16 protein-coding genes, 1 tRNA gene and 1 pseudogene are annotated in these 19,607 nt (G+C 42.3%); 2 read left to right on the top strand and 16 right to left on the bottom strand.

The features are described 5' to 3' along the window. Positions 1-22: 22 nt before the first annotated feature. The 4 genes from FTV41_RS06830 to FTV41_RS06815 form a co-directional block, all read right to left on the bottom strand. Positions 23-367, bottom strand: coding sequence for a lysozyme inhibitor LprI family protein (locus FTV41_RS06830; protein WP_168541299.1), 345 nt, complete (start codon positions 365-367; stop codon positions 23-25). 167 nt (positions 368-534) lie between these two features. Beyond that, on the bottom strand, positions 535-1,146 hold the full coding sequence (locus FTV41_RS06825) for an OmpW family protein (protein ID WP_179996318.1): 612 nt from the start codon (positions 1,144-1,146) through the stop codon (positions 535-537). A gap of 572 nt (positions 1,147-1,718) precedes the next feature. Next, complete coding sequence (locus tag FTV41_RS06820) at positions 1,719-3,095, bottom strand: Na+/H+ antiporter family protein (protein WP_179996317.1); 1,377 nt, start codon at positions 3,093-3,095, stop codon at positions 1,719-1,721. A gap of 91 nt (positions 3,096-3,186) precedes the next feature. Then, positions 3,187-4,077 (bottom strand): alpha/beta fold hydrolase, encoded by an 891-nt coding sequence (locus FTV41_RS06815; RefSeq protein ID WP_154321287.1) that lies wholly within the window; start codon positions 4,075-4,077, stop codon positions 3,187-3,189. Positions 4,078-4,197: 120 nt separating this feature from the next. On the opposite strand from FTV41_RS06815, the gene FTV41_RS06810 reads away from it, so the two are divergent. Both FTV41_RS06810 and FTV41_RS06805 read left to right on the top strand, forming a co-directional pair. Beyond that, positions 4,198-4,683 carry a DUF4442 domain-containing protein gene (locus FTV41_RS06810; protein WP_131260963.1) on the top strand — a complete coding sequence of 162 codons (486 nt, stop codon included), beginning with the start codon at positions 4,198-4,200 and terminating at the stop codon, positions 4,681-4,683. 208 nt (positions 4,684-4,891) lie between these two features. Beyond that, positions 4,892-5,743, top strand: a complete 852-nt coding sequence (locus FTV41_RS06805; RefSeq protein ID WP_096902328.1) for an alpha/beta hydrolase — start codon at positions 4,892-4,894, stop codon at positions 5,741-5,743. Between the two features lie 102 nt (positions 5,744-5,845). Here the strand turns inward: FTV41_RS06805 and FTV41_RS06800 are convergent, their stop codons facing one another. The 12 genes and pseudogenes from FTV41_RS06800 to FTV41_RS06745 all read right to left on the bottom strand — a co-directional run. After that, positions 5,846-6,202: a DNA transfer protein p32 gene (locus tag FTV41_RS06800; RefSeq protein WP_167845717.1), complete on the bottom strand. Its 357-nt coding sequence runs from the start codon at positions 6,200-6,202 to the stop codon at positions 5,846-5,848. A 111-nt stretch (positions 6,203-6,313) separates the two neighbouring features. Further along, on the bottom strand, positions 6,314-6,874 hold the full coding sequence (locus FTV41_RS06795; protein WP_179996316.1) for a hypothetical protein: 561 nt from the start codon (positions 6,872-6,874) through the stop codon (positions 6,314-6,316). A gap of 151 nt (positions 6,875-7,025) precedes the next feature. After that, on the bottom strand, positions 7,026-11,225 hold the full coding sequence (rpoC, locus tag FTV41_RS06790) for a DNA-directed RNA polymerase subunit beta' (RefSeq protein WP_096902331.1): 4,200 nt from the start codon (positions 11,223-11,225) through the stop codon (positions 7,026-7,028). A 157-nt stretch (positions 11,226-11,382) separates the two neighbouring features. Then, positions 11,383-15,471, bottom strand: coding sequence for a DNA-directed RNA polymerase subunit beta (rpoB, locus tag FTV41_RS06785; protein ID WP_131260966.1), 4,089 nt, complete (start codon positions 15,469-15,471; stop codon positions 11,383-11,385). 307 nt (positions 15,472-15,778) lie between these two features. After that, on the bottom strand, positions 15,779-16,150 hold the full coding sequence (rplL, locus tag FTV41_RS06780; protein WP_004975779.1) for a 50S ribosomal protein L7/L12: 372 nt from the start codon (positions 16,148-16,150) through the stop codon (positions 15,779-15,781). A 48-nt stretch (positions 16,151-16,198) separates the two neighbouring features. Further along, positions 16,199-16,705: a 50S ribosomal protein L10 gene (rplJ, locus tag FTV41_RS06775; protein ID WP_004975777.1), complete on the bottom strand. Its 507-nt coding sequence runs from the start codon at positions 16,703-16,705 to the stop codon at positions 16,199-16,201. Positions 16,706-17,026: 321 nt separating this feature from the next. Next, complete coding sequence (rplA, locus tag FTV41_RS06770; protein WP_004975774.1) at positions 17,027-17,722, bottom strand: 50S ribosomal protein L1; 696 nt, start codon at positions 17,720-17,722, stop codon at positions 17,027-17,029. Positions 17,723-17,725: 3 nt separating this feature from the next. Further along, positions 17,726-18,154 carry a 50S ribosomal protein L11 gene (gene rplK, locus FTV41_RS06765; RefSeq protein WP_004975771.1) on the bottom strand — a complete coding sequence of 143 codons (429 nt, stop codon included), beginning with the start codon at positions 18,152-18,154 and terminating at the stop codon, positions 17,726-17,728. A 116-nt stretch (positions 18,155-18,270) separates the two neighbouring features. Beyond that, on the bottom strand, positions 18,271-18,804 hold the full coding sequence (nusG, locus tag FTV41_RS06760) for a transcription termination/antitermination protein NusG (RefSeq protein WP_004975770.1): 534 nt from the start codon (positions 18,802-18,804) through the stop codon (positions 18,271-18,273). 7 nt (positions 18,805-18,811) lie between these two features. Beyond that, a complete protein-coding gene (gene secE, locus FTV41_RS06755; protein WP_179996315.1) occupies positions 18,812-19,252 on the bottom strand; it encodes a preprotein translocase subunit SecE in 441 nt (146 codons plus the stop codon). A 73-nt stretch (positions 19,253-19,325) separates the two neighbouring features. Continuing rightward, positions 19,326-19,401: transfer RNA gene (locus FTV41_RS06750), tRNA-Trp, on the bottom strand. A gap of 51 nt (positions 19,402-19,452) precedes the next feature. After that, positions 19,453-19,607 (bottom strand): annotated as a pseudogene (locus tag FTV41_RS06745) (elongation factor Tu); the annotation flags it as partial.

Genomic DNA, 19,607 nt, shown 5'->3' with positions numbered 1-19,607 from the left:
TCAAGCCTAAATCTAGAAAAATTTAAAAAGGTGCACGTTGATAGAGACGATTCAGATGCTCATCCAATTTTTGCTGACGTAGATCATACACCTGAGTTAAACATGACAGTGAACTGCCGCAACGATCACGTAATTCTAACCAACGAAATTGCTCATCACGAATTTGTGAGCGTGTACCCATTGCGACTAAACGACTGACTATACGATAGGTGGTGGCCATTTTCACATCGGCATCATTGACAGCGCGGTGCTCACAAATGGCATGTTCGGTTTGTGTTTTGGCTTTTTCACAAGAAAAACTGGCCGCATGACTAAATGAACTGAGCATGAAACAGGCACAAAAAATCCAACTATATTTTATAAACATCATATTTCCTTATTCTTCATACTCTACTTTATTATTCAAAATTTAAATGAACATTGCCTATACGCTCAATCTTTTCATTTTACACATTTGTTATTTTTTGCAATAAAAAACCCCATCATAAAGATGGGGTTGCGCTGATTTTTATTATTATAAAGAGCTAGCAATTATTAGAATTTGTAGCTATAACCGATGGTGTATACCATTGGGTCAATATCCAAATCAAAGTTGCCTACAGCTGTTTCAACTTTAGGACTCAAATCTGCATAACGTGCATCAAAGAACACACCCCAGTTTTTTGCATCAGCAGGCTGGAAGTTAAAACCAACTTGAGCTGCATAACCAAAGTCTTCTTTCACTTTAACATCAGTTCCAGTAAGTGCACCCGAAGCCTCTTCATCCCATGCAACAAATGCTGTACCACCCACACCAATGTACGGGGTAAAACCTGTCGAATTTTTAAAGTGATATTTTGCAGTTAGTGTTGGTGGCAAGTGTTTTACTTTAACACCAGCAGTTGCAGCACCTGTTACATGCACATCATGACTAATTGGAGTTGCAAGCAATAATTCTGCAGAGATATTGTCATTAAAGAAATATTCTACAGATGGTGTAAACGCATATTCATGATCTGCTTCAACTGTAATAGGCCCAACTGCTGAATTCACATTAGATTCTTGTGTTGGAGAAATGACAGAACCACCAACTTTAACTTGCCATTGACCTGCCATTGCAGAAGCAGACATACCCATTAATGCAATTAGAGCAACTTGCTTTAACATTTTAAAACCACCTTTAGAATAAAAATCTTAACGCTTAATTAATATTAAACATGATCACTGTTAATATGCAACATATATTAAACATATATTTTAAATTATTTTACAACTCATTCATTATTATATAAATTTACTTTAAATAGACCAAATTACTTGGTTTTAAAACCCTAGTTAATTAATAAAGTTTATATTATTATTTCCCGACTATATTACTCAATTTTATTTAAAATTAAATTAAAATATCTATTTAAAATACATCTTATATTTATTTAAAAATTAAACAAATTTATTTTAAATTGATTAATTCACTCAGAATTTTCTATTTTTAAATCATAGAAAATCAATAAAAATTATTAAAATTAAATAAAGAGAATTAAAATCATCTTCATTCTAATATTAGAAGTTAATTACAACGAAAATGAATCATTCTGTTTGAAGATTTTAAATCGTGTATTGAGATTCAATCGGCAGATGCAAGGATGAATTTGAGAAAGATTCTTCTTGTCGTTTTAGCACGATGCTGCAACGTGCCCAACCTATTCTGAACACGTGTGCTTACAAATTTTGGTGATGATTTACAGCACCATCGCTGCAATCCAGCCAAAAATAATCAGTGGAATATTAAAGTGAATAAAAGTCGGTACCACACTGTCTTTCATGTGGTCGTGCTGCCCATCCATATTTAAACCCGAAGTTGGCCCCAAGGTTGAATCCGATGCTGGAGAACCCGCATCTCCTAAGGCTGCTGCTGTACCAATAATCGCAATGGTTGCTGCAGGGCTAAAACCGAACTGCAAACATAAAGGCACATAAATAATCGCTAAAATAGGCACGGTAGAGAAAGATGAGCCAATCCCCAAGGTGATTAACAAACCAATCAATAACATTAAAAATGCAGCCAAAGCTTTGCTATTGCCAATCCATTCCACCGACGCTTCTACCAAAGCAGGCACTTGATTAGTAGCTTCAATCACTGAAGCGAAACCTTGTGCAGCAATCATAATAAAGCCGATGAGTGCCATCATACGCATACCTGTAATGATCACATCATCTGCTTCTTTCCATTTGAAAATTCCCGCACAGCTTAAAATGGCAACACCCACCAAACCTGCCAGAATCATCGAATCTGAATACAATTGCACCGCCAAGGTTGCAATAATCGCAAACACTGCCATCCACAAGGTAAATTTTGCAATCTGAGGCGCTTGTAGGGTTGGCGCGGCGGTATTTGCATTGAGCTCACTCGAAATGCTTTGGGTACGCTCTACCTGCACATCTTGATAATGTCGAGGCTTACGATAGCTCACAAACAACGCGATCAATAGCCCAATAAACATCCCAAACACAGGAATAAACATGGCAGCAGGAATATCTTCATTTTGAATGGCAAAACCATACGGAGCACCAAAGGTGTTGATATTGTGCGCCAAAATATCATTCAGAAAGATTGCACCGAAACCCACAGGAACAAACATATAGGTGGCAACCAAACCAAAAGTCAGCAAACAAACCACTGCACGACGGTCTAGGTTTAAATGATTGAAAACACTTAATAAAGGTGGAATCAATACAGGAATAAATGCAATATGTACAGGGATTAAGTTTTGTGAAAATACCGCTGCCAAAGCCACAGTAAAATAAATCAGATATTTAACGCGGTTCTGTACCTTAGTATTACTGCCACCTGTTAAAGTGCGAATCAGCTTATACGCCAATAAGTCTGGCAAACCTGAACGTGCCAAAGCCAAAGCAAATGCACCTAAAATACCGTAAGCAAGAGCAATTTTAGCGCCACCACCTAAACCATTATTAAACGCATCTAAAGTGCCTTGTAAGCCTAAACCAGCCAGTAAACCACCTGAGACTGCACCAATAACCAAGGCAAAAACCACAGGCACACGAGCCAACGACAATCCGAACATGATTGCAATGGCAGCAAGAATTGCGAACATAAGAGATGAAAATTCAAAAAAGAAGCTATTTTATCAGAGATTATGCAGATTGGAGTTGACCAAACATTCAACTCCGACAAGCGTTTCTGATTTAAATTGCTGCAGCATGTGAATTTGCATGACCTAAAGCAAAATCACGGATGGCAGTAGCAACTGCTTGCGGCTGACTAAGAATCGCCCAGTGATTAGCTGCCAATTCCACACGTTGAAAATCATCTACCCAAAGCGACATTTCATCAATCAATTCAGCACCCACAAATTGATCATATTTCAAGACAATAGCTTGCACAGGACAAATTGCATAACGTTGACGCGGCTTTAATAAACGTGGGATAAAATTGGCACGATATAAATTGACGCCATAGCGCCCATCTTTGCGGATATTAGGATTGATCGCAATATCTTGATCGCGTTCTAAGCGCATCACTACCTGACGCCATTGTTCAGGTTGAAAGAACTGCCAAACTGTAGGCGCAAGTGCAGGAAGTTGAAAGGCAGCAATATACCAAGATTTACGCATTTGTTTGAAAAATTTAATTTTATTTTCAGAAAACTGCTTACGCATCCAGAACGCTGCATGATCCAAACATGGGCCTGAAATACTGCTGTACGATAAAATTCGTCCCTTTAATTCTGGATCCGTCACTGCTTCCCAAGACTGAATTGAACCCCAGTCATGAGCTGCCAAGTGAAATGCACGCTGCCCCAAAACGGCATTAGCAACAGCCATTAAATCTGCAGCCAATTGAGCCAAGCTATAGGCACGAATGGATTTAGGAATGGAGGATTGTCCCGCACCGCGCACATCATAACTCACCACATAAAAATCTTGCACCAACACGGCAATCACCCGTTCCCAGACTTCTTGGTTATCTGGATAGCCATGCACCAAAATCAGTGCAGGTGCTTTTTTTTCGCCCCAAGTTTTGACATAGAGCTGTTGATAATCTGAGGTTTCAATCCATTGCGTTTGTGCTTGCATAAACATCCTGTTGTTTATTGTTGACATGATTGCTCTTGAGAATAACAAAATATGCCATTGGCTTGCTCAAATTTCATACTAATATAAGAAAAATCTACTTAAGGCTCTATAAAATTTCCCATGAACCTCATCAAAAAATTGCAGCAACTTCCTATCGTTTCTAAATACTTTTTAAATCGGTACCCACCCTATCGGGGTGCAGGTATTGAAATTGATCAAATCGATTTAGCCAACCACCATGTCCGTGTCAAAATGCCACTCACTCGCAAAAATCAAAATATTGTCGGCGTACATTTTGGCGGCAGCCTCTATTCCATGGTAGATCCATTTTATATGTTAATTCTGATGCATCACTTGGGTTCAACATATATTGTTTGGGATAAAGCGGCAACGATTCATTTCCTCGCCCCAGGACGCAGTACGGTGTATGCCGATATTCGCCTGAGTGCCGCTGAAGTCGAGGAAATCAAACAGATCGCAGAAGACTATGCTCCTCTGACACGTCAATATACGCTCAATATTATCGATGAATCAGGTGTACGAATTGCAGAAGTGCATAAAACGTTATATATCCGACGTAAAAAGCCCAAAGCCGTAGCAACGTAATTTTTAGCTCACATAAAAACGCAGAATCTAATGATTCTGCGTTGTTGGTAATATTATTTTAATCAAAAGACAAAAAGATCAATGTCACCGACAAACTTCTCTACTCTTTTTGAGCAGGTATGAATTAATTAACGTATTACTGTTGATACATCAGTGGATCATAAAAATTATAAACATTGATAGTATTTAAAATTAAAGGATCATTAAAATGAAAAAAAATCTTGTGCCAATCTTTTCCCTACTTTGTTTCTATTCATCGACATCCCTCCATGCTTTGGTGCCGAATACATTTACCAAAGTCCAGACTTTGAAAAATGTGGCTTATGGATCTCATCCTCAACAAGTGATGGATGTCTATTTCCCTGCCAAAGTACTCACAGATCAAACACCAGCCCCGCTCATGATGATGGTCCATGGCGGTGCTTGGAAAATGGGTGATAAAAATCATGCTGCTGTGGTCAAAAATAAGCTGAGTTACTGGACCAAGCAAAACTGGATTTTTGTGTCTATCAACTATAGATTAGTTCCAGATGTGACCGTACAGCAGCAAACTCAGGATATCGCCCAAGCGCTTATTTATATCCAAAATCAGGCACCGCATTGGCATGCTGACTCAAAACGCTTGGTGCTGATGGGACATTCTGCGGGCGCACACCTGGTCAGTCTATTAACCGTTCGCCCCCATTGGCTGGCACCCCAGCCACAGCCTTGGCGTGCTACAGTTGCTTTAGATAGCGCGGCTTATGATATAGAAAAGATAATGCAAACACGTCATGCACGTTTTTATGATCAAGCCTTTGGTGATCAACCTTCCAACTGGAAAGCCCTTTCTCCGATAGCTCAGCTACATCAAGCTTTACCTGCATTTCTCGCGGTGTGCTCAACCATCCGTGCAGATCAACCCTGTACTCAAGCTCGACAATTTATTCAACAAGCACAGAAATTCGGAACTCAAACCCAGTTATTGCCTGTCCGACTTTCACATGCTGAAATCAACAAGTCATTGGGACAAAATAATGCTTATACTCAAGCAGTCAATCAATTTATCCAAACGCATTAATTTTTCAGCTAGCGCATAAAAAACGCAGAATCATAAGACTCTGCGTTGGATGTACTGAAATATAAATACTTCAGTAGGATGGCATGGCTGTTCGTATTCAGATTAACGCTTTTGCTCGATGGCTGCACCAGCACCACCACCAACAGCACCACCGATTGCAGCGCCTGCATTACCACCTATCACTTCTTTACCTAAAATTGAACCAATCGCACCGCCAATTCCACTATAGGTTGCGTTACGGTTAGAACCATCTTGGGTTTTACTTCCAACTGCTGCACCTGCACCTGCGCCTGCTGCTGCACCAACACTACCACCTACGCTGTTACCCGCTGCGCCACCAACGGCACCGCCTAATGCTGCTGCACCAATACGTTGGTCATTTGAACTCATGCTCTCACAACCCGCCATTAACATGGTCGATACAGTTGCAACTGCCAATACACTCAATACTTTTTTCATGGTAATCACTCCCCCTCGGTCTATTCGCTCTCAGCTTAGTGCATATTGCGGTAACAACTTTGAAAAAACTGTTACCAAGCACAGCAAGATGAAGGTATTTCTGTAAAAGACTTAAGGCTGAATAGATGATTCAGCAACATCTTCTTCCAAAAGCACGACATCTCTTGTGGTTTGTCCATCTTCAGTAAACACAGCATGAGAAACTGTTTCATTGCTTTCAGGCGTTTTGACCCGATCCAGTTTTAATGTGCGATGAATTGGCGCCTGCCCCTGCTTATATTCCATGCCTTCTGCATCAATCGTTTTCACTTCAGAAATGACTTTACCATCCTGCTTTAGGGTTTTATTCAACTCAATTTTTGAGGTTGGTACAATCACCCCACCTTTTTGAATCACAGGAATACCCAATTGTTTCTCTGAAAACTGTGCTTGATCATCATCAAAAACAACTTCCTTTGCCACAATATCTTTACCCTGATTGCTCACTTCAAAAATCGTGGCTTCTACATGGCGTATAGGCTTTTCACCTGTCACTGTACGAATCACTTCAGTTTTTAGAATAGGCACAATGGCTTTGTCTTTCACCACAATGCTGTTTGGCATTGGTGCAGCCGAAACAGACACACTCAGTAGCATTGCCGATAAACACAGTGTCAGTCCTCTAAATTGCATAAGCTATCCCCTTAGTTTTCTTGATATTTTTAAATTGTTCTTAATTCACTATATGCAATATTGCGGCTTTATTAAAGCAAAATATGCAACTAAAACGTTGGCAAAAAAAAGACGCCTCGAAAGGCGTCTTTAAATGATGCTTTAAAACGAATTAGAGATCGTTAAATTCATCGCTAAATGCTTGGCTTAATGCTTGATCTACATCAGAGAAATCATTCACTAATGCCAATTCAGCAGCTTCAGCTTCTTGACGACGACGCTCTAAGTGGTAAGCAAGACCCGTACCTGCTGGGATCAAACGCCCCACAACAACGTTCTCTTTCAAGCCACGTAAATCATCTTCTTTACCTGTTACAGCCGCTTCAGTTAACACACGTGTAGTTTCCTGGAACGATGCAGCAGAAATGAACGAGTCTGTTGAAAGCGATGCTTTGGTGATACCCATCAATTGACGTTCAAACTTCGCTGGGAACTTGTTTTGTGCAAGTACAGCTTGGTTTTCTTGTACCACGCGAATGTAATCCACTTGTTCGCCTTTGATGAAGCTCGTATCGCCACCATCGGTGATTTCAACTTTACGCAACATTTGACGCACGATGACTTCAATGTGCTTATCGTTAATTTTTACACCTTGTAAGCGGTAAACGTCTTGAACTTCGTTCACGATGTAGTTGGTTAATGCCACTTCACCTTTCAAGCGTAAGATGTCATGTGGGTTTTGTGGACCATCAGAAATGGTTTCACCACGGTTCACATGCTCACCTTCAAACACGTTGATGTTACGCCATTTTGGAATCAACTCTTCGTAAATCTCAGAGCCATCATCTGGTGTAATCACTAAACGGTTCTTACCTTTGGTTTCTTTACCAAAGCTCACGATACCTGACACTTCTGCAAGAATCGCATGCTCTTTTGGTTTACGTGCTTCAAATAAGTCTGCAACGCGTGGTAAACCACCGGTAATATCACGAGTACGTGAAGATTCTTGTGGTACACGACCAATAACGTCACCCACACCGATATTTTCGCCATCACGGACAGAAAGAATCGTGTTCTGTGGCAAGAAGTAGAACTGTTCGCCACCATCCACAGTGTCTAATACCACAGCAGGACGTAAGTCTTTACCTGACGCAGGACGTGAAGTCACTGGCAAGATTTCAACTGTGGTCATACCTGTTGCATCATCAGTTTTCGAGGTTGCAGTCACGCCATCAGCAATTTGGCTGAAACGGATTTTACCCGCAACTTCGGTCACAAGTGGATGCGTGTGTGGATCCCAAGTCGCCACAATACCGCCAGCTTCTACCGCTTCGCCATCTTTGAGCAAGATTGACGCACCGTATGGCAGTTTATAACGCTCACGCTCACGACCTAACTCATCGGCAATACCAATTTCACCTGAACGTGAAACAGATACCAAGTGACCTTTAGCGTGTTGTACAGTTTTCACGTTATGGAAACGTACTGAACCTTTGTTACGCACTTGTACGCTATTGGCTGCAGAAGTTCGGCTTGCCGCACCACCCACGTGGAATGTACGCATGGTTAACTGTGTACCTGGCTCACCAATCGATTGAGCAGCCATTACACCCACAGATTCACCTGGATTCACCAAGTGACCACGTGCTAGGTCACGACCATAACACTTCGCACATACACCAAAGGTCGATTCACAAGATACCACTGAACGTACTTTTACTTCATCGACACCTTGCTCTTCTAAGAAGTTAGCAAGTTTTTCATCAATGAGTGTGTTACGTGGCAGAATAACTTCGTCTGAACCCGCTTTCTTCACATCTTCTGCAGTTACACGACCTAATACACGCGTACCAAGGTTTTCAATGACATCACCACCTTGAATGAATGGTGTCATCACTAAACCGCCATAAGTACCGCAATCTGGCTCAGTAATTACCAAGTCTTGTGCAACGTCAACCAAACGACGTGTCAAGTAACCTGAGTTCGCTGTTTTCAATGCGGTATCGGCCAAACCTTTACGCGCACCGTGAGTTGAAATGAAGTACTGAAGTACCGTCAAACCTTCACGGAAGTTCGCTTTAATTGGCGTTTCAATGATCGAACCATCTGGTTTCGCCATCAAACCACGCATACCCGCCAACTGACGAATCTGTGCCGCACTACCACGCGCACCTGAATCCGACATCATGTAGATCGAGTTGAATGATTTTTGCTTCTCGTCTTCACCCTGTTTGTTTTTCACAGTTGTGAATGACAAGTTGTCCATCATCGCTTTAGCAACTTGGTCGTTGGTACGTGCCCAAATATCGACCACTTTGTTATAACGCTCACCCGCAGTTACGAAGCCTTGCTCGAACTGTTGTTCAATTTCACGAACTTCAGTTTCTGCTTTTTCAATAATTGCTTGTTTTTGTGGTGGAATAACCATGTCTTCCATACCCACAGAAACACCTGAACGTGTCGCTTGACGGAAGCCCAAGTACATCAATTGGTCTGCAAAAATAACCGTGTCTTTTAGACCTAATTTACGGTAGCAAGAGTTGATTAATTTTGAGATGTTCTTTTTGTTCATCTCTAGGTTAATTTGCTCGAAGCTTAAACCTTCAGGCACAACTTCCCAAAGCAAGCAGCGACCTGGTGTCGTATCTACAACAATAGTTTGTTGCTCACGCTCACCATTTTCATTGATTACGGTTTGGTGTACACGTGCTTTTACGCGAGCGTGTAAGTCAACTTGACCCGTTGCAAGTGCACGGTTTACTTCGTGCGTATCTGCAAACACCATGCCTTCACCTTTGGCATTGATTGCATCACGCGTGATGTAATACAAGCCCAAGACAACGTCCTGAGATGGTACGATGATTGGCTCACCGTTCGCAGGAGACAAGATGTTGTTGGTCGACATCATTAACGCACGCGCTTCTAATTGCGCTTCAAGTGTTAATGGTACGTGTACCGCCATTTGGTCACCGTCGAAGTCAGCGTTGAACGCAGCACAAACGAGTGGGTGTAAACGGATGGCTTTACCTTCAATCAGGATCGGTTCAAATGCTTGAAGACCTAAACGGTGAAGTGTAGGCGCACGGTTCAACATCACTGGGTGTTGACGAATCACAGAGGCAAGTACATCCCAAACTTCTGGGGTTTCGCGCTCAACCATTTTCTTCGCAGCTTTAATGGTGGTTGCTTGACCTGAAGCTTGTAATTTTGCAAAGATGAATGGCTTGAACAGTTCAAGTGCCATTTTCTTCGGAAGACCACACTGGTGTAAACGTAGGTTTGGACCAACGGTAATCACCGAACGACCTGAATAGTCAACACGCTTACCAAGTAAGTTTTGACGGAAACGACCTTGCTTACCTTTGATCATATCTGCCAAAGATTTAAGCGGACGCTTGTTTGAACCTGTGATTGCACGACCACGACGACCGTTATCTAACAAGGCATCAACAGACTCTTGTAACATACGTTTTTCGTTACGTACGATGATGTCTGGCGCTGCAAGGTCAAGAAGACGCTTCAAACGGTTGTTACGGTTAATCACACGACGATAAAGATCGTTCAAGTCAGAAGTCGCAAAACGACCACCTTCAAGTGGAACCAACGGACGAAGATCTGGTGGAAGTACAGGCAGTACATTCATCACCATCCATTCAGGCTTGTTGTTCGACTCTTTGAACGCTTCCATCAACTTCAAACGCTTAGAGGCTTTTTTCAGCTTAGTTTCTGAAGTTGTTTGTGGAATTTCTTCACGTAAACGAGCAATTTCAGCTTCAAGATCGATGTCTTTTAACAAGTCTTGAACTGCTTCAGCACCCATTTTCGCAGTGAATTCATCACCATGCTCTTCTAGAGCATTGAAGTATTCTTCGTCATTGAGAAGTTGATATTTCTCAAATGGCGTCATACCTGGGTCAGTAACCACATAAGATTCGAAATACAATACGCGCTCGATATCACGTAAAGTCATATCAAGTAATAAACCAATACGGCTTGGTAATGATTTCAAGAACCAAATGTGTGCAACTGGAGAAGCAAGTTCGATGTGACCCATACGCTCACGACGAACTTTTGCAGTCGTTACTTCAACGCCACATTTTTCACAAATGACGCCTTTGTATTTCATACGCTTGTATTTACCACACAAGCATTCGTAATCTTTTACTGGACCAAAAATTTTGGCACAGAATAAACCATCACGTTCAGGCTTAAACGTACGATAGTTAATGGTTTCTGGCTTTTTAACTTCACCGTGAGACCATGACTTAATCATTTCTGGTGACGCAAGACCAATACGGATGCGGTCAAACTCTACTGGAGCATGACCGTCTGAATCCGTCTTTTTGCGCATGATATCGAGCAAGTCTTTCAATTTTTTTCTCCGTGTGCTGGGAGGCTGTTTTCACATCCCAACTGGGTCACAAATATTGTTTTTTAACTGAGTTTTAATCCCCCTTAATCCCCCTTTTTCAAAGGGGGAAAAGTCCCTCTTTTATAAAGAGGGATTTAGGGAGATTTAATGGAGATGCTTAGTCACCATTTTTCAGTTCAATGTTGATACCTAAAGAACGGATCTCTTTGGTCAATACGTTAAACGATTCAGGCATACCTGGGTCCATATAATGGTTACCATCTACAATGTTCTTATAGATACGGGTACGACCTTCAACGTCATCCGACTTCACAGTGAGCATTTCTTGAAGTGTGTATGCAGCACCGTATGCTTCAAGTGCCCAGACTTCCATCTCACCGAAACGCTGACCACCGAATTGTGCCTTACCACCCAACGGCTGTTGCGTTACAAGTGAGTAAGAACCTGTAGAACGTGCGTGCATCTTGTCATCCACCAAGTGGTTGAGTTTGAGCATGTACATATAACCTACAGTCACTGGACGGTCAAATTTCTCGCCTGTACGACCATCGTACAACACGGTTTGACCAGAACGTGGTAATTCAGCCAGTTCAAGTAATTCTTTAATTTGACCTTCTTCTGCACCATCAAATACAGGAGTAGCCAACGGAACACCTGCACGTAAGTTGCCAGCCAATACCAAGATTTCATCATCAGTTAAGCTGTCAAGATCTTCTTGCTCGCCACCAACTTTGTTATAAATCTTGTCTAGGAACTCACGTAGTTCAGCAATTTCACGTTGTTGTTTGAGCATTTTATCAATTTGCTCACCCAAACCTTTGGCTGCCATACCCAAGTGTGTTTCAAGAATCTGACCCACGTTCATACGCGATGGTACGCCTAGTGGGTTCAATACGATATCTACTGGTACACCGTTAGCATCGTGTGGCATGTCTTCTACAGGCAAGATGTTTGATACAACACCTTTGTTACCGTGACGACCCGCCATCTTGTCACCCGGTTGGATGCGACGTTTAACAGCAAGGTAAACTTTAACAACTTTCAATACGCCCGTAGTGAGTTCATCGCCTGTAGAAAGCTTACGTTTCTTCTCAGCGAATTTCTCATCAATTTCAAAGCTCTTTTCTTTCAAGAAAGTTTGAATTTGAGTTAAACGCTCAGCGATTGCTTCATCACTTGGTTGAATTTCAAGTAGATCAACTAACTCTAAACCAGACAACACATCTTCAGAAAGTTTGTCACCACGTTTAGTTGTACCGCCACCGTTAGATTCTTGACCTTTCAATAAGCGGATAATACGTTCACGCGCTGCTTCTTCAAAGATTTTGTATTCTTCTTTCAAGTCTTTGCGGTATGCATCAAGTTGTGCTTTTTCAATCGCTTGCGCACGTTCGTCTTTTTCTAAACCATCACGAGTAAAGACTTGAACGTCAATCACAGTACCTTTAGTACCCGATGGAACGCGCAATGATGAATCTTTCACATCTGCGGCTTTTTCACCGAAGATTGCGCGAAGCAATTTTTCTTCAGGGGTTAACTGAGTTTCACCCTTAGGCGTTACTTTACCAACAAGGATGTCGCCTGCAGTAACTTCAGCACCAATGTAAACGATACCAGACTCGTCTAGTTTAGACAGTGCAGCTTCGCCCACGTTTGGAATATCAGCCGTGATTTCTTCCGCACCCAATTTGGTATCACGTGCAACACATGACAACTCTTGAATGTGAATCGAAGTTAAGCGATCTTCTTGAAGTACACGCTCAGAAAGCAAGATAGAGTCTTCGTAGTTATAACCATTCCAAGTCATGAACGCGACGCGCATGTTCTGACCGAGTGCAAGCTCACCACCATCTGTAGATGGACCGTCAGCTAATACATCACCACGACCTACTTTATCACCCATCTTCACCAAAACTTTTTGGTTAATACAAGTGTTTTGGTTTGAACGTGTGTATTTGATCAGGTTGTAGATATCTACACCTGCTTCACCCGCGATCATTTCTTCTTCGTTCACACGAATGACTACACGTGAAGCATCGACATATTCAATTCGACCACCACGGTTTGCAATTACACACACACCTGAGTCATGTGCTACGTTCGCTTCCATCCCTGTACCCACAAGTGGTTTATCAGCGATAAGCGTCGGAACAGCCTGACGTTGCATGTTCGATCCCATCAAGGCACGGTTGGCGTCATCGTGCTCAAGGAATGGAATCAGTGATGCTGCTACAGATACAACCTGCTGTGCAGAAACGTCCATGTGCGTCACGCGCTCTGGCGGCATACGCACGAAGTCACCTTGGTGACGTACAGATACGAATTCTTCTGTTAAATTGCCATCTTGGTCTACGCTTGAATCCGCTTGCGCAATGATCGTGCCCACTTCTTCAATTGCAGATAAATACTCAACCTCATCGGTTACACGACCATCAACCACTTTACGGTATGGCGTTTCCAAGAAGCCAAAATTATTACATTTTGCATAAACAGAAAGCGAGTTGATCAAACCAATGTTTGGACCTTCAGGCGTTTCAATTGGACACACACGACCATAGTGAGTTTGGTGTACGTCACGTACCTCAAAGCCTGCACGTTCACGTGTCAAACCACCTGGACCAAGTGCAGATACGCGACGCTTGTGGGTAATTTCAGACAACGGGTTGTTTTGGTCCATGAACTGAGACAATTGGCTTGAACCAAAGAATTCTTTGATTGCAGCAGCCACTGGCTTCGCATTGATTAAATCTTGCGGAGACAGGTTGTCTGTTTCAGCTTGTGACAAACGCTCTTTTACAGCACGCTCAACACGTACCAAACCAACACGGAATTGGTTTTCAGTCATCTCGCCCACTGAACGTACGCGACGGTTACCCAAGTGGTCGATATCGTCGACTTCACCTTTACCGTTACGGATTTCGATCAATGTTTTAAGTACATCGGTAATGTCTTCGTTAGACAAAATACCTTCAACTTCACGTGATTTCTGATCTGTACCCACTTCGTAAGGACGACCCAAACGACGGTTGAACTTCATACGACCTACTGGCGATAAATCATAACGCTCAGAAGAGAAGAACAAGTTATTGAACAGATTTTCAGCGGCTTCTTTCGTCGGTGGCTCACCTGGACGCATCACTTTGTAGATTTCTACCAAAGCATCTTCACGACCAACAGTTGTATCTGCACGTAAGGTGTCCGCAATGAACGAACCACGGTCGATGTCATTGGTGAATAGGATGTTAAATTGTTTAACACCACCTTCTGCAAGTTTCACCATGATTTCATGGCTTAACAAGGTGTTTGCAGCAATCACATCGCCATCTTTTAGCTGGATGTCTTCTGCAGTAATACGTTCGTACAAGTACTCATCAGGAACTGAAAGCTTCTCAAGACCAGCTGCTTCCATTTGACGTACGTGACGCGCATTAATGCGTTTACCTTGCTCAACAATCACTTTGCCGTCAGTATCAGTGATGTCAAATTGTGCCATTTCGCCACGTAAGCGTTCTGGGACAAGGTCAATTTGGTAGCTACCCATGTCTAAATAGACAGGTACTTTCTCAAAGAACAAGTCTAGGATTTGTTCATTGCTATAGCCCAATGCACGCAACACTACAGTCGCAAGCAATTTACGACGACGGTCAATACGCACATAAACGAGGTCTTTGGCATCGAATTCAAAGTCTAACCATGAGCCACGGTAAGGAATAATGCGTGCTGAATACAACACTTTACCGCTCGAGTGGGTCTTACCTTTATCGTGGTCAAAGAACACGCCTGGTGAACGGTGTAATTGAGAAACAATTACACGCTCAGTACCGTTAATCACAAAGGTACCGTTATCCGTCATCAATGGCATTTCGCCCATGTAGACTTCTTGCTCACGCACATCTTTGATTGATTTCGTTTCACGATCTTTAATGATCAAACGAATTTTTACGCGCATTGGTGCCGCATAAGTTGAGCCGCGAAGAATACACTCACGTACATCAAACTCAGGCTTACCAAGACTATACTCAACAAATTCTAAAGCAGCATTGCCAGAATAACTTTCTATAGGAAAAACTGAACGAAATGCGGCTTGGAGACCGATATCTTCGCGGCTTTTTGGAGTTTTGCCATCTTGAAGGAAAGTACGGTACGAGTCGACTTGAATCGAAAGCAAGTACGGTGCATCCATTACTTGGGGCAATTTACCAAAATTCTTACGGATCCGTTTCTTTTCGGTATATGAGTATGCCATCTGGAGTCCTCGGAAAGTAAACTAAACCCGCCTGCAGAACGGGTTTAGAAGGAATTACGCAGGCCGATATGGCCACCACTCTTTACAAATGCTGCAATTTTTAGTGGTATTAAAACGCTTAACAATATTTTTAAATGTGGAAAAATATTGGTAAGCGTTTGATTTTATTGATTTATATTGTTTTCGATGGTTTTCCCATCATTCAAACAAAAATCGAGCCGATAATTGTAACGCAAAAAGGCTGATGACCCAAGAGCCATCAGCCATTTTTTGGAGTCGATTATAAAAAAATCGACTCCCCTTAAGATTACTTAAGTGTAACTGTAGCACCAGCTTCTTCAAGTTTCTTCTTAAGCTCTTCACCTTCTTCTTTAGAAACAGCTTCTTTGATCACTGAAGGAGCGCCTTCAACGATGTCTTTAGCTTCTTTAAGACCAAGGCCAGTAGCTTCACGAACTGCTTTAATTACAGCAACTTTGTTCGCACCGAAAGAAGTCAACTCAACGTTGAATTCAGATTGCTCTTCTGCAGCAGCAGCGCCAGCGCCTGGAGCAGCAGCAACAGCAACAGCAGCAGCTGATACATTGAATTTCTCTTCAAAAGCAGAGATAAGTTCAACAAGTTCAAGAACAGTTTTTTCAGCAACTGCGTTTAAGATTTCTTCGTTAGTTAAAGCCATGAGAATAACTCCAAATGGAAATTGAATGGTGTGGAAATAAATTTAAGCTTATGCAGCTTCTGACTCGTTTTTCTCTTTGAGCGCAGTAATAAGGCGACCCAATTTCGAAATAGGAGCTTGAAGAACGTTTGCAAGCATAGTAAGCGCTTTTTCTTGGTTCGGAAGATTCGCAATTACGCTAACTTCAGCACCTTTATAAAGTTTGCCGTCAAATGCAGCAGCTTTAAGTTCAAATGCTTTATTCGTTTTAGCGAATTCTTCGAACAAGCGTGCAGCTGCACCCATGTCGTCTTCAGAAGTTGAGAAAGCTAAAATTGTTGGGCCAACAAGGTTGTCGTTCAAGATCGTGAATTGCGTATCTTGAAAAGCACGTTTAGCCAAAGTATTACGTACAACACGTGTAGTAACACCTAATTTACGCGCTTCAACACGTAGAGCCGTTAATTGCTCAACGCTCATACCTTGATAGTCAGCAACAACAGCAGAGAACGCTTTAGAAGCAACTTCGTTAACTTCTGCTACGATCTGTTTTTTGTCTTCGATAAGAAGAGCCATTGTAAAACCTCCTAACGGTGATTTATGTGCTTACGTGAAGCACACTCCCAATTCGTAAATTCATTGCTGAACTTACACGCGGAGGAGGAATAAATCACACCACCGCGTCTACCCAGGCTGGAAGATTAAGAAAGCAGCATAAAACTACTCTCGCCTGAGGTCTTTGACGCTGATAAATTCTCATTTACCAATTCAAAGTCCGCCTGAATGTCCCCCTCTCCTGCTAGGAGAGGGTTAGGGAGAGGTTTAACCCTCATCCCGACCTTCTCCCAGAGTGAGAAGGAGACTTTTCAGGACTTTAAAATTCTTTCTAAGTCAGACTTAGTTAGAAACGTTCTGTACATCAATAACAAGACCAGGACCCATAGTAGAGCTCAAAGTGATCTTTTTGATGTATACGCCTTTAGAAGTTGCAGGCTTTAACTTTTTCAAGTCAGCAACTAAGGTTTCAACGTTTGAACGAACTGCTTCAGCAGTAAAGCCAACTTGACCAATCGCAGCGTGGATAATACCCGCTTTGTCTACACGGTAACGCGCTTGACCTGCTTTTGCATTTTTAACTGCAGTCGCAACGTCAGGAGTTACAGTACCCACTTTAGGGTTTGGCATTAAGCCACGTGGACCAAGAATCGTACCCAACTTACCTACTACGCGCATTGCATCCGGAGCTGCAATCACAACGTCAAAGTCAAGGTTACCCGCTTGAATGCTTTCAGCTAAGTCGTCGAAACCAACTACGTCTGCGCCTTCAGCTTTAGCAGCTTCTGCAGCAGCACCTTGAGCGAAAACAGCTACACGTACAGTTTTACCAGTACCTGCAGGAAGTGTAGTCGCACCACGAACAACCTGATCAGATTTACGTGGGTCAACACCTAGGTTTACCGCAACATCCAAAGATTCTTTGAATTTAGCAGCAGGAAGGTTGTTTAGAACTTCAACTGCTTCTTCCAAAGTGTAAACTTTGTTTGCTTCTACAGCAGCAGCAATGGCTTTTTGACGTTTAGTTAACTTTGCCATGTCTTATAGCTCCACATCCAAGCCCATAGAACGTGCAGAACCAGCAATGGTACGCACACGTGCTTCTAAATCAGCACCAGTTAAATCTGGTTCTTTAGTAGTCGCGATTTCTTCTAATTGAGCACGAGTCAACTTACCAACTTTGTTTTTGTTAGGTACAGCTGAACCCTTTTGAATGCCTGCAGCTTTCTTAAGAAGAATTGCAGCAGGAGGAGTTTTCATGATGAATGTGAACGACTTGTCGTTGTACACAGTGATCACTACAGGAATTGGCAAACCTGGTTCAACTTTTTGTGTAGCAGCATTGAATTCTTTACAGAATGCCATGATGTTAACACCACGTTGACCTAATGCAGGACCAATTGGTGGAGATGGATTCGCTTTACCAGCTGGAACTTGCAGCTTGATATAGCCGTCAATCTTCTTAGCCATTTCAAATTACCTCTGGGTACAAACGCCGCTAGGCTCCCCAATATTTTAAGTAACGATACCGTTACAACAACAATGCCCGATTCATCATAAATCGGGCGTTTTCCAACCACTCAAACTTAAACGGATTTTTCGACTTGACGAAATTCCAGCTCAACCTGAGTAGGTCGATTAAATACATTAATTGTCAACGTTAAACGTGACTTCTCGTATTGAACTTCTTCCACCACGCCTTTAAAGTCGGTGAATGGACCATCAATCACAAGTAATTCTTCGCCTGGTTCAAACATCGTCTTCGGACGAGGTGCTTCACCAGTATTGCGTACACGTGCAAGAATCGCGTCAGCTTCTTTTTGCGTAATTGGGGCAGGCTTTTCTGCTGTACCACCAATAAAACCTAAAACTTTTGGACACTCTTTAACAATGTGCCAAGTTTCATCGTTCATTTCCATTTCAACCAATACATAGCCTGGAAAGAACTTACGCTCTGACTTACGTTTCTTACCATCCTTCATTTCTACCACTTCTTCGGTAGGAACAAGGACTTCACCAAAGCTATCGGCAACAGCGCTACGCTGGATTCGATCATTAAGCGAACGCATCACTTGTTTTTCATAACCTGAGTAGGCATGAATAATGTACCAACGTTTCATAGCTCTTTTACCCGATAATTAACTTGATTGCCCAGCCTAACAAATAGTCAAAACACCACAATACAATTGAAGTGACTACAACAACAATCAATACATGCCATGACGTTGTTACAGTTTCCTGTTTAGTAGGCCAAGTGACTCGACGTAACTCAATACGTGAATCTTTAAGCAAACGAACAAAGCCTTTGCCTTGATGGGTGGCGTATAATAAACCTAAAGCCACAACGATACAAGCCAAAATTACCCCAACACGCACCCAAATATCATTGGCTGGTGCCCAATACGCAGGAAGATGCTGATTCACCATCATCGAAGAGATGAATAAAATCAAAGCGATACCCCACAACACGTAGTCTAATGGAGAACTCGATTGAACAACTTCAGCAGAATTATTTCTTTGAGGGATTGGCGCGTCGCTTAATGCGTCACGCGATTTATCATTCGACATTTTTGTACTCGTCGTAGAATTCGCGACTTATTATATGACTAGATTAGCCGACATCAAGCTTTTTTAAAAAAAGTGGCAGGCCAGGAGGGACTCGAACCCCCAACATTCGGTTTTGGAGACCGACGCTCTACCAATTGAACTACTGACCTACAAAACAGAACGAGAGCCAAAGCTCTCGACCTGTTTAACACATTCTATAATTATGCTGTTACTTTAGCAACAACACCCGCACCTACAGTACGACCACCTTCACGGATCGCAAAACGTAGACCTGGGTCCATTGCGATTGGGTGGATTAATTCTACTGACATTTCAACGTTGTCACCTGGCATTACCATTTCAACGCCTTCTTTCA

The organism is Acinetobacter sp. YH16051, assembly GCF_013417135.1.
GTDB classification, from domain to species: Bacteria; Pseudomonadota; Gammaproteobacteria; order Pseudomonadales; family Moraxellaceae; genus Acinetobacter; species Acinetobacter towneri.
This window is presented reverse-complemented; position numbering and strand designations above follow the sequence as displayed.

What these genes read in the sequence shown, in the direction of transcription:
- FTV41_RS06800 (WP_167845717.1), bottom strand. Translation starts at nt 6,202, where the DNA reads ATGAAAAAAGTATTGAGTGTATTGGCAGTTGCAACTGTATCGACCATG.
- FTV41_RS06820 (WP_179996317.1), bottom strand. Translation starts at nt 3,095, where the DNA reads ATGTTCGCAATTCTTGCTGCCATTGCAATCATGTTCGGATTGTCGTTG.
- FTV41_RS06815 (WP_154321287.1), bottom strand. Translation starts at nt 4,077, where the DNA reads ATGCAAGCACAAACGCAATGGATTGAAACCTCAGATTATCAACAGCTC.
- rplJ (WP_004975777.1), bottom strand. Translation starts at nt 16,705, where the DNA reads ATGGCTCTTCTTATCGAAGACAAAAAACAGATCGTAGCAGAAGTTAAC.
- nusG (WP_004975770.1), bottom strand. Translation starts at nt 18,804, where the DNA reads ATGAAACGTTGGTACATTATTCATGCCTACTCAGGTTATGAAAAACAA.
- rplK (WP_004975771.1), bottom strand. Translation starts at nt 18,154, where the DNA reads ATGGCTAAGAAGATTGACGGCTATATCAAGCTGCAAGTTCCAGCTGGT.
- FTV41_RS06810 (WP_131260963.1), top strand. Translation starts at nt 4,198, where the DNA reads ATGAACCTCATCAAAAAATTGCAGCAACTTCCTATCGTTTCTAAATAC.
- FTV41_RS06795 (WP_179996316.1), bottom strand. Translation starts at nt 6,874, where the DNA reads ATGCAATTTAGAGGACTGACACTGTGTTTATCGGCAATGCTACTGAGT.
- FTV41_RS06830 (WP_168541299.1), bottom strand. Translation starts at nt 367, where the DNA reads ATGTTTATAAAATATAGTTGGATTTTTTGTGCCTGTTTCATGCTCAGT.
- FTV41_RS06825 (WP_179996318.1), bottom strand. Translation starts at nt 1,146, where the DNA reads ATGTTAAAGCAAGTTGCTCTAATTGCATTAATGGGTATGTCTGCTTCT.
- rplA (WP_004975774.1), bottom strand. Translation starts at nt 17,722, where the DNA reads ATGGCAAAGTTAACTAAACGTCAAAAAGCCATTGCTGCTGCTGTAGAA.
- FTV41_RS06805 (WP_096902328.1), top strand. Translation starts at nt 4,892, where the DNA reads ATGAAAAAAAATCTTGTGCCAATCTTTTCCCTACTTTGTTTCTATTCA.
- rpoB (WP_131260966.1), bottom strand. Translation starts at nt 15,471, where the DNA reads ATGGCATACTCATATACCGAAAAGAAACGGATCCGTAAGAATTTTGGT.
- secE (WP_179996315.1), bottom strand. Translation starts at nt 19,252, where the DNA reads ATGTCGAATGATAAATCGCGTGACGCATTAAGCGACGCGCCAATCCCT.
- rplL (WP_004975779.1), bottom strand. Translation starts at nt 16,150, where the DNA reads ATGGCTTTAACTAACGAAGAAATCTTAAACGCAGTTGCTGAAAAAACT.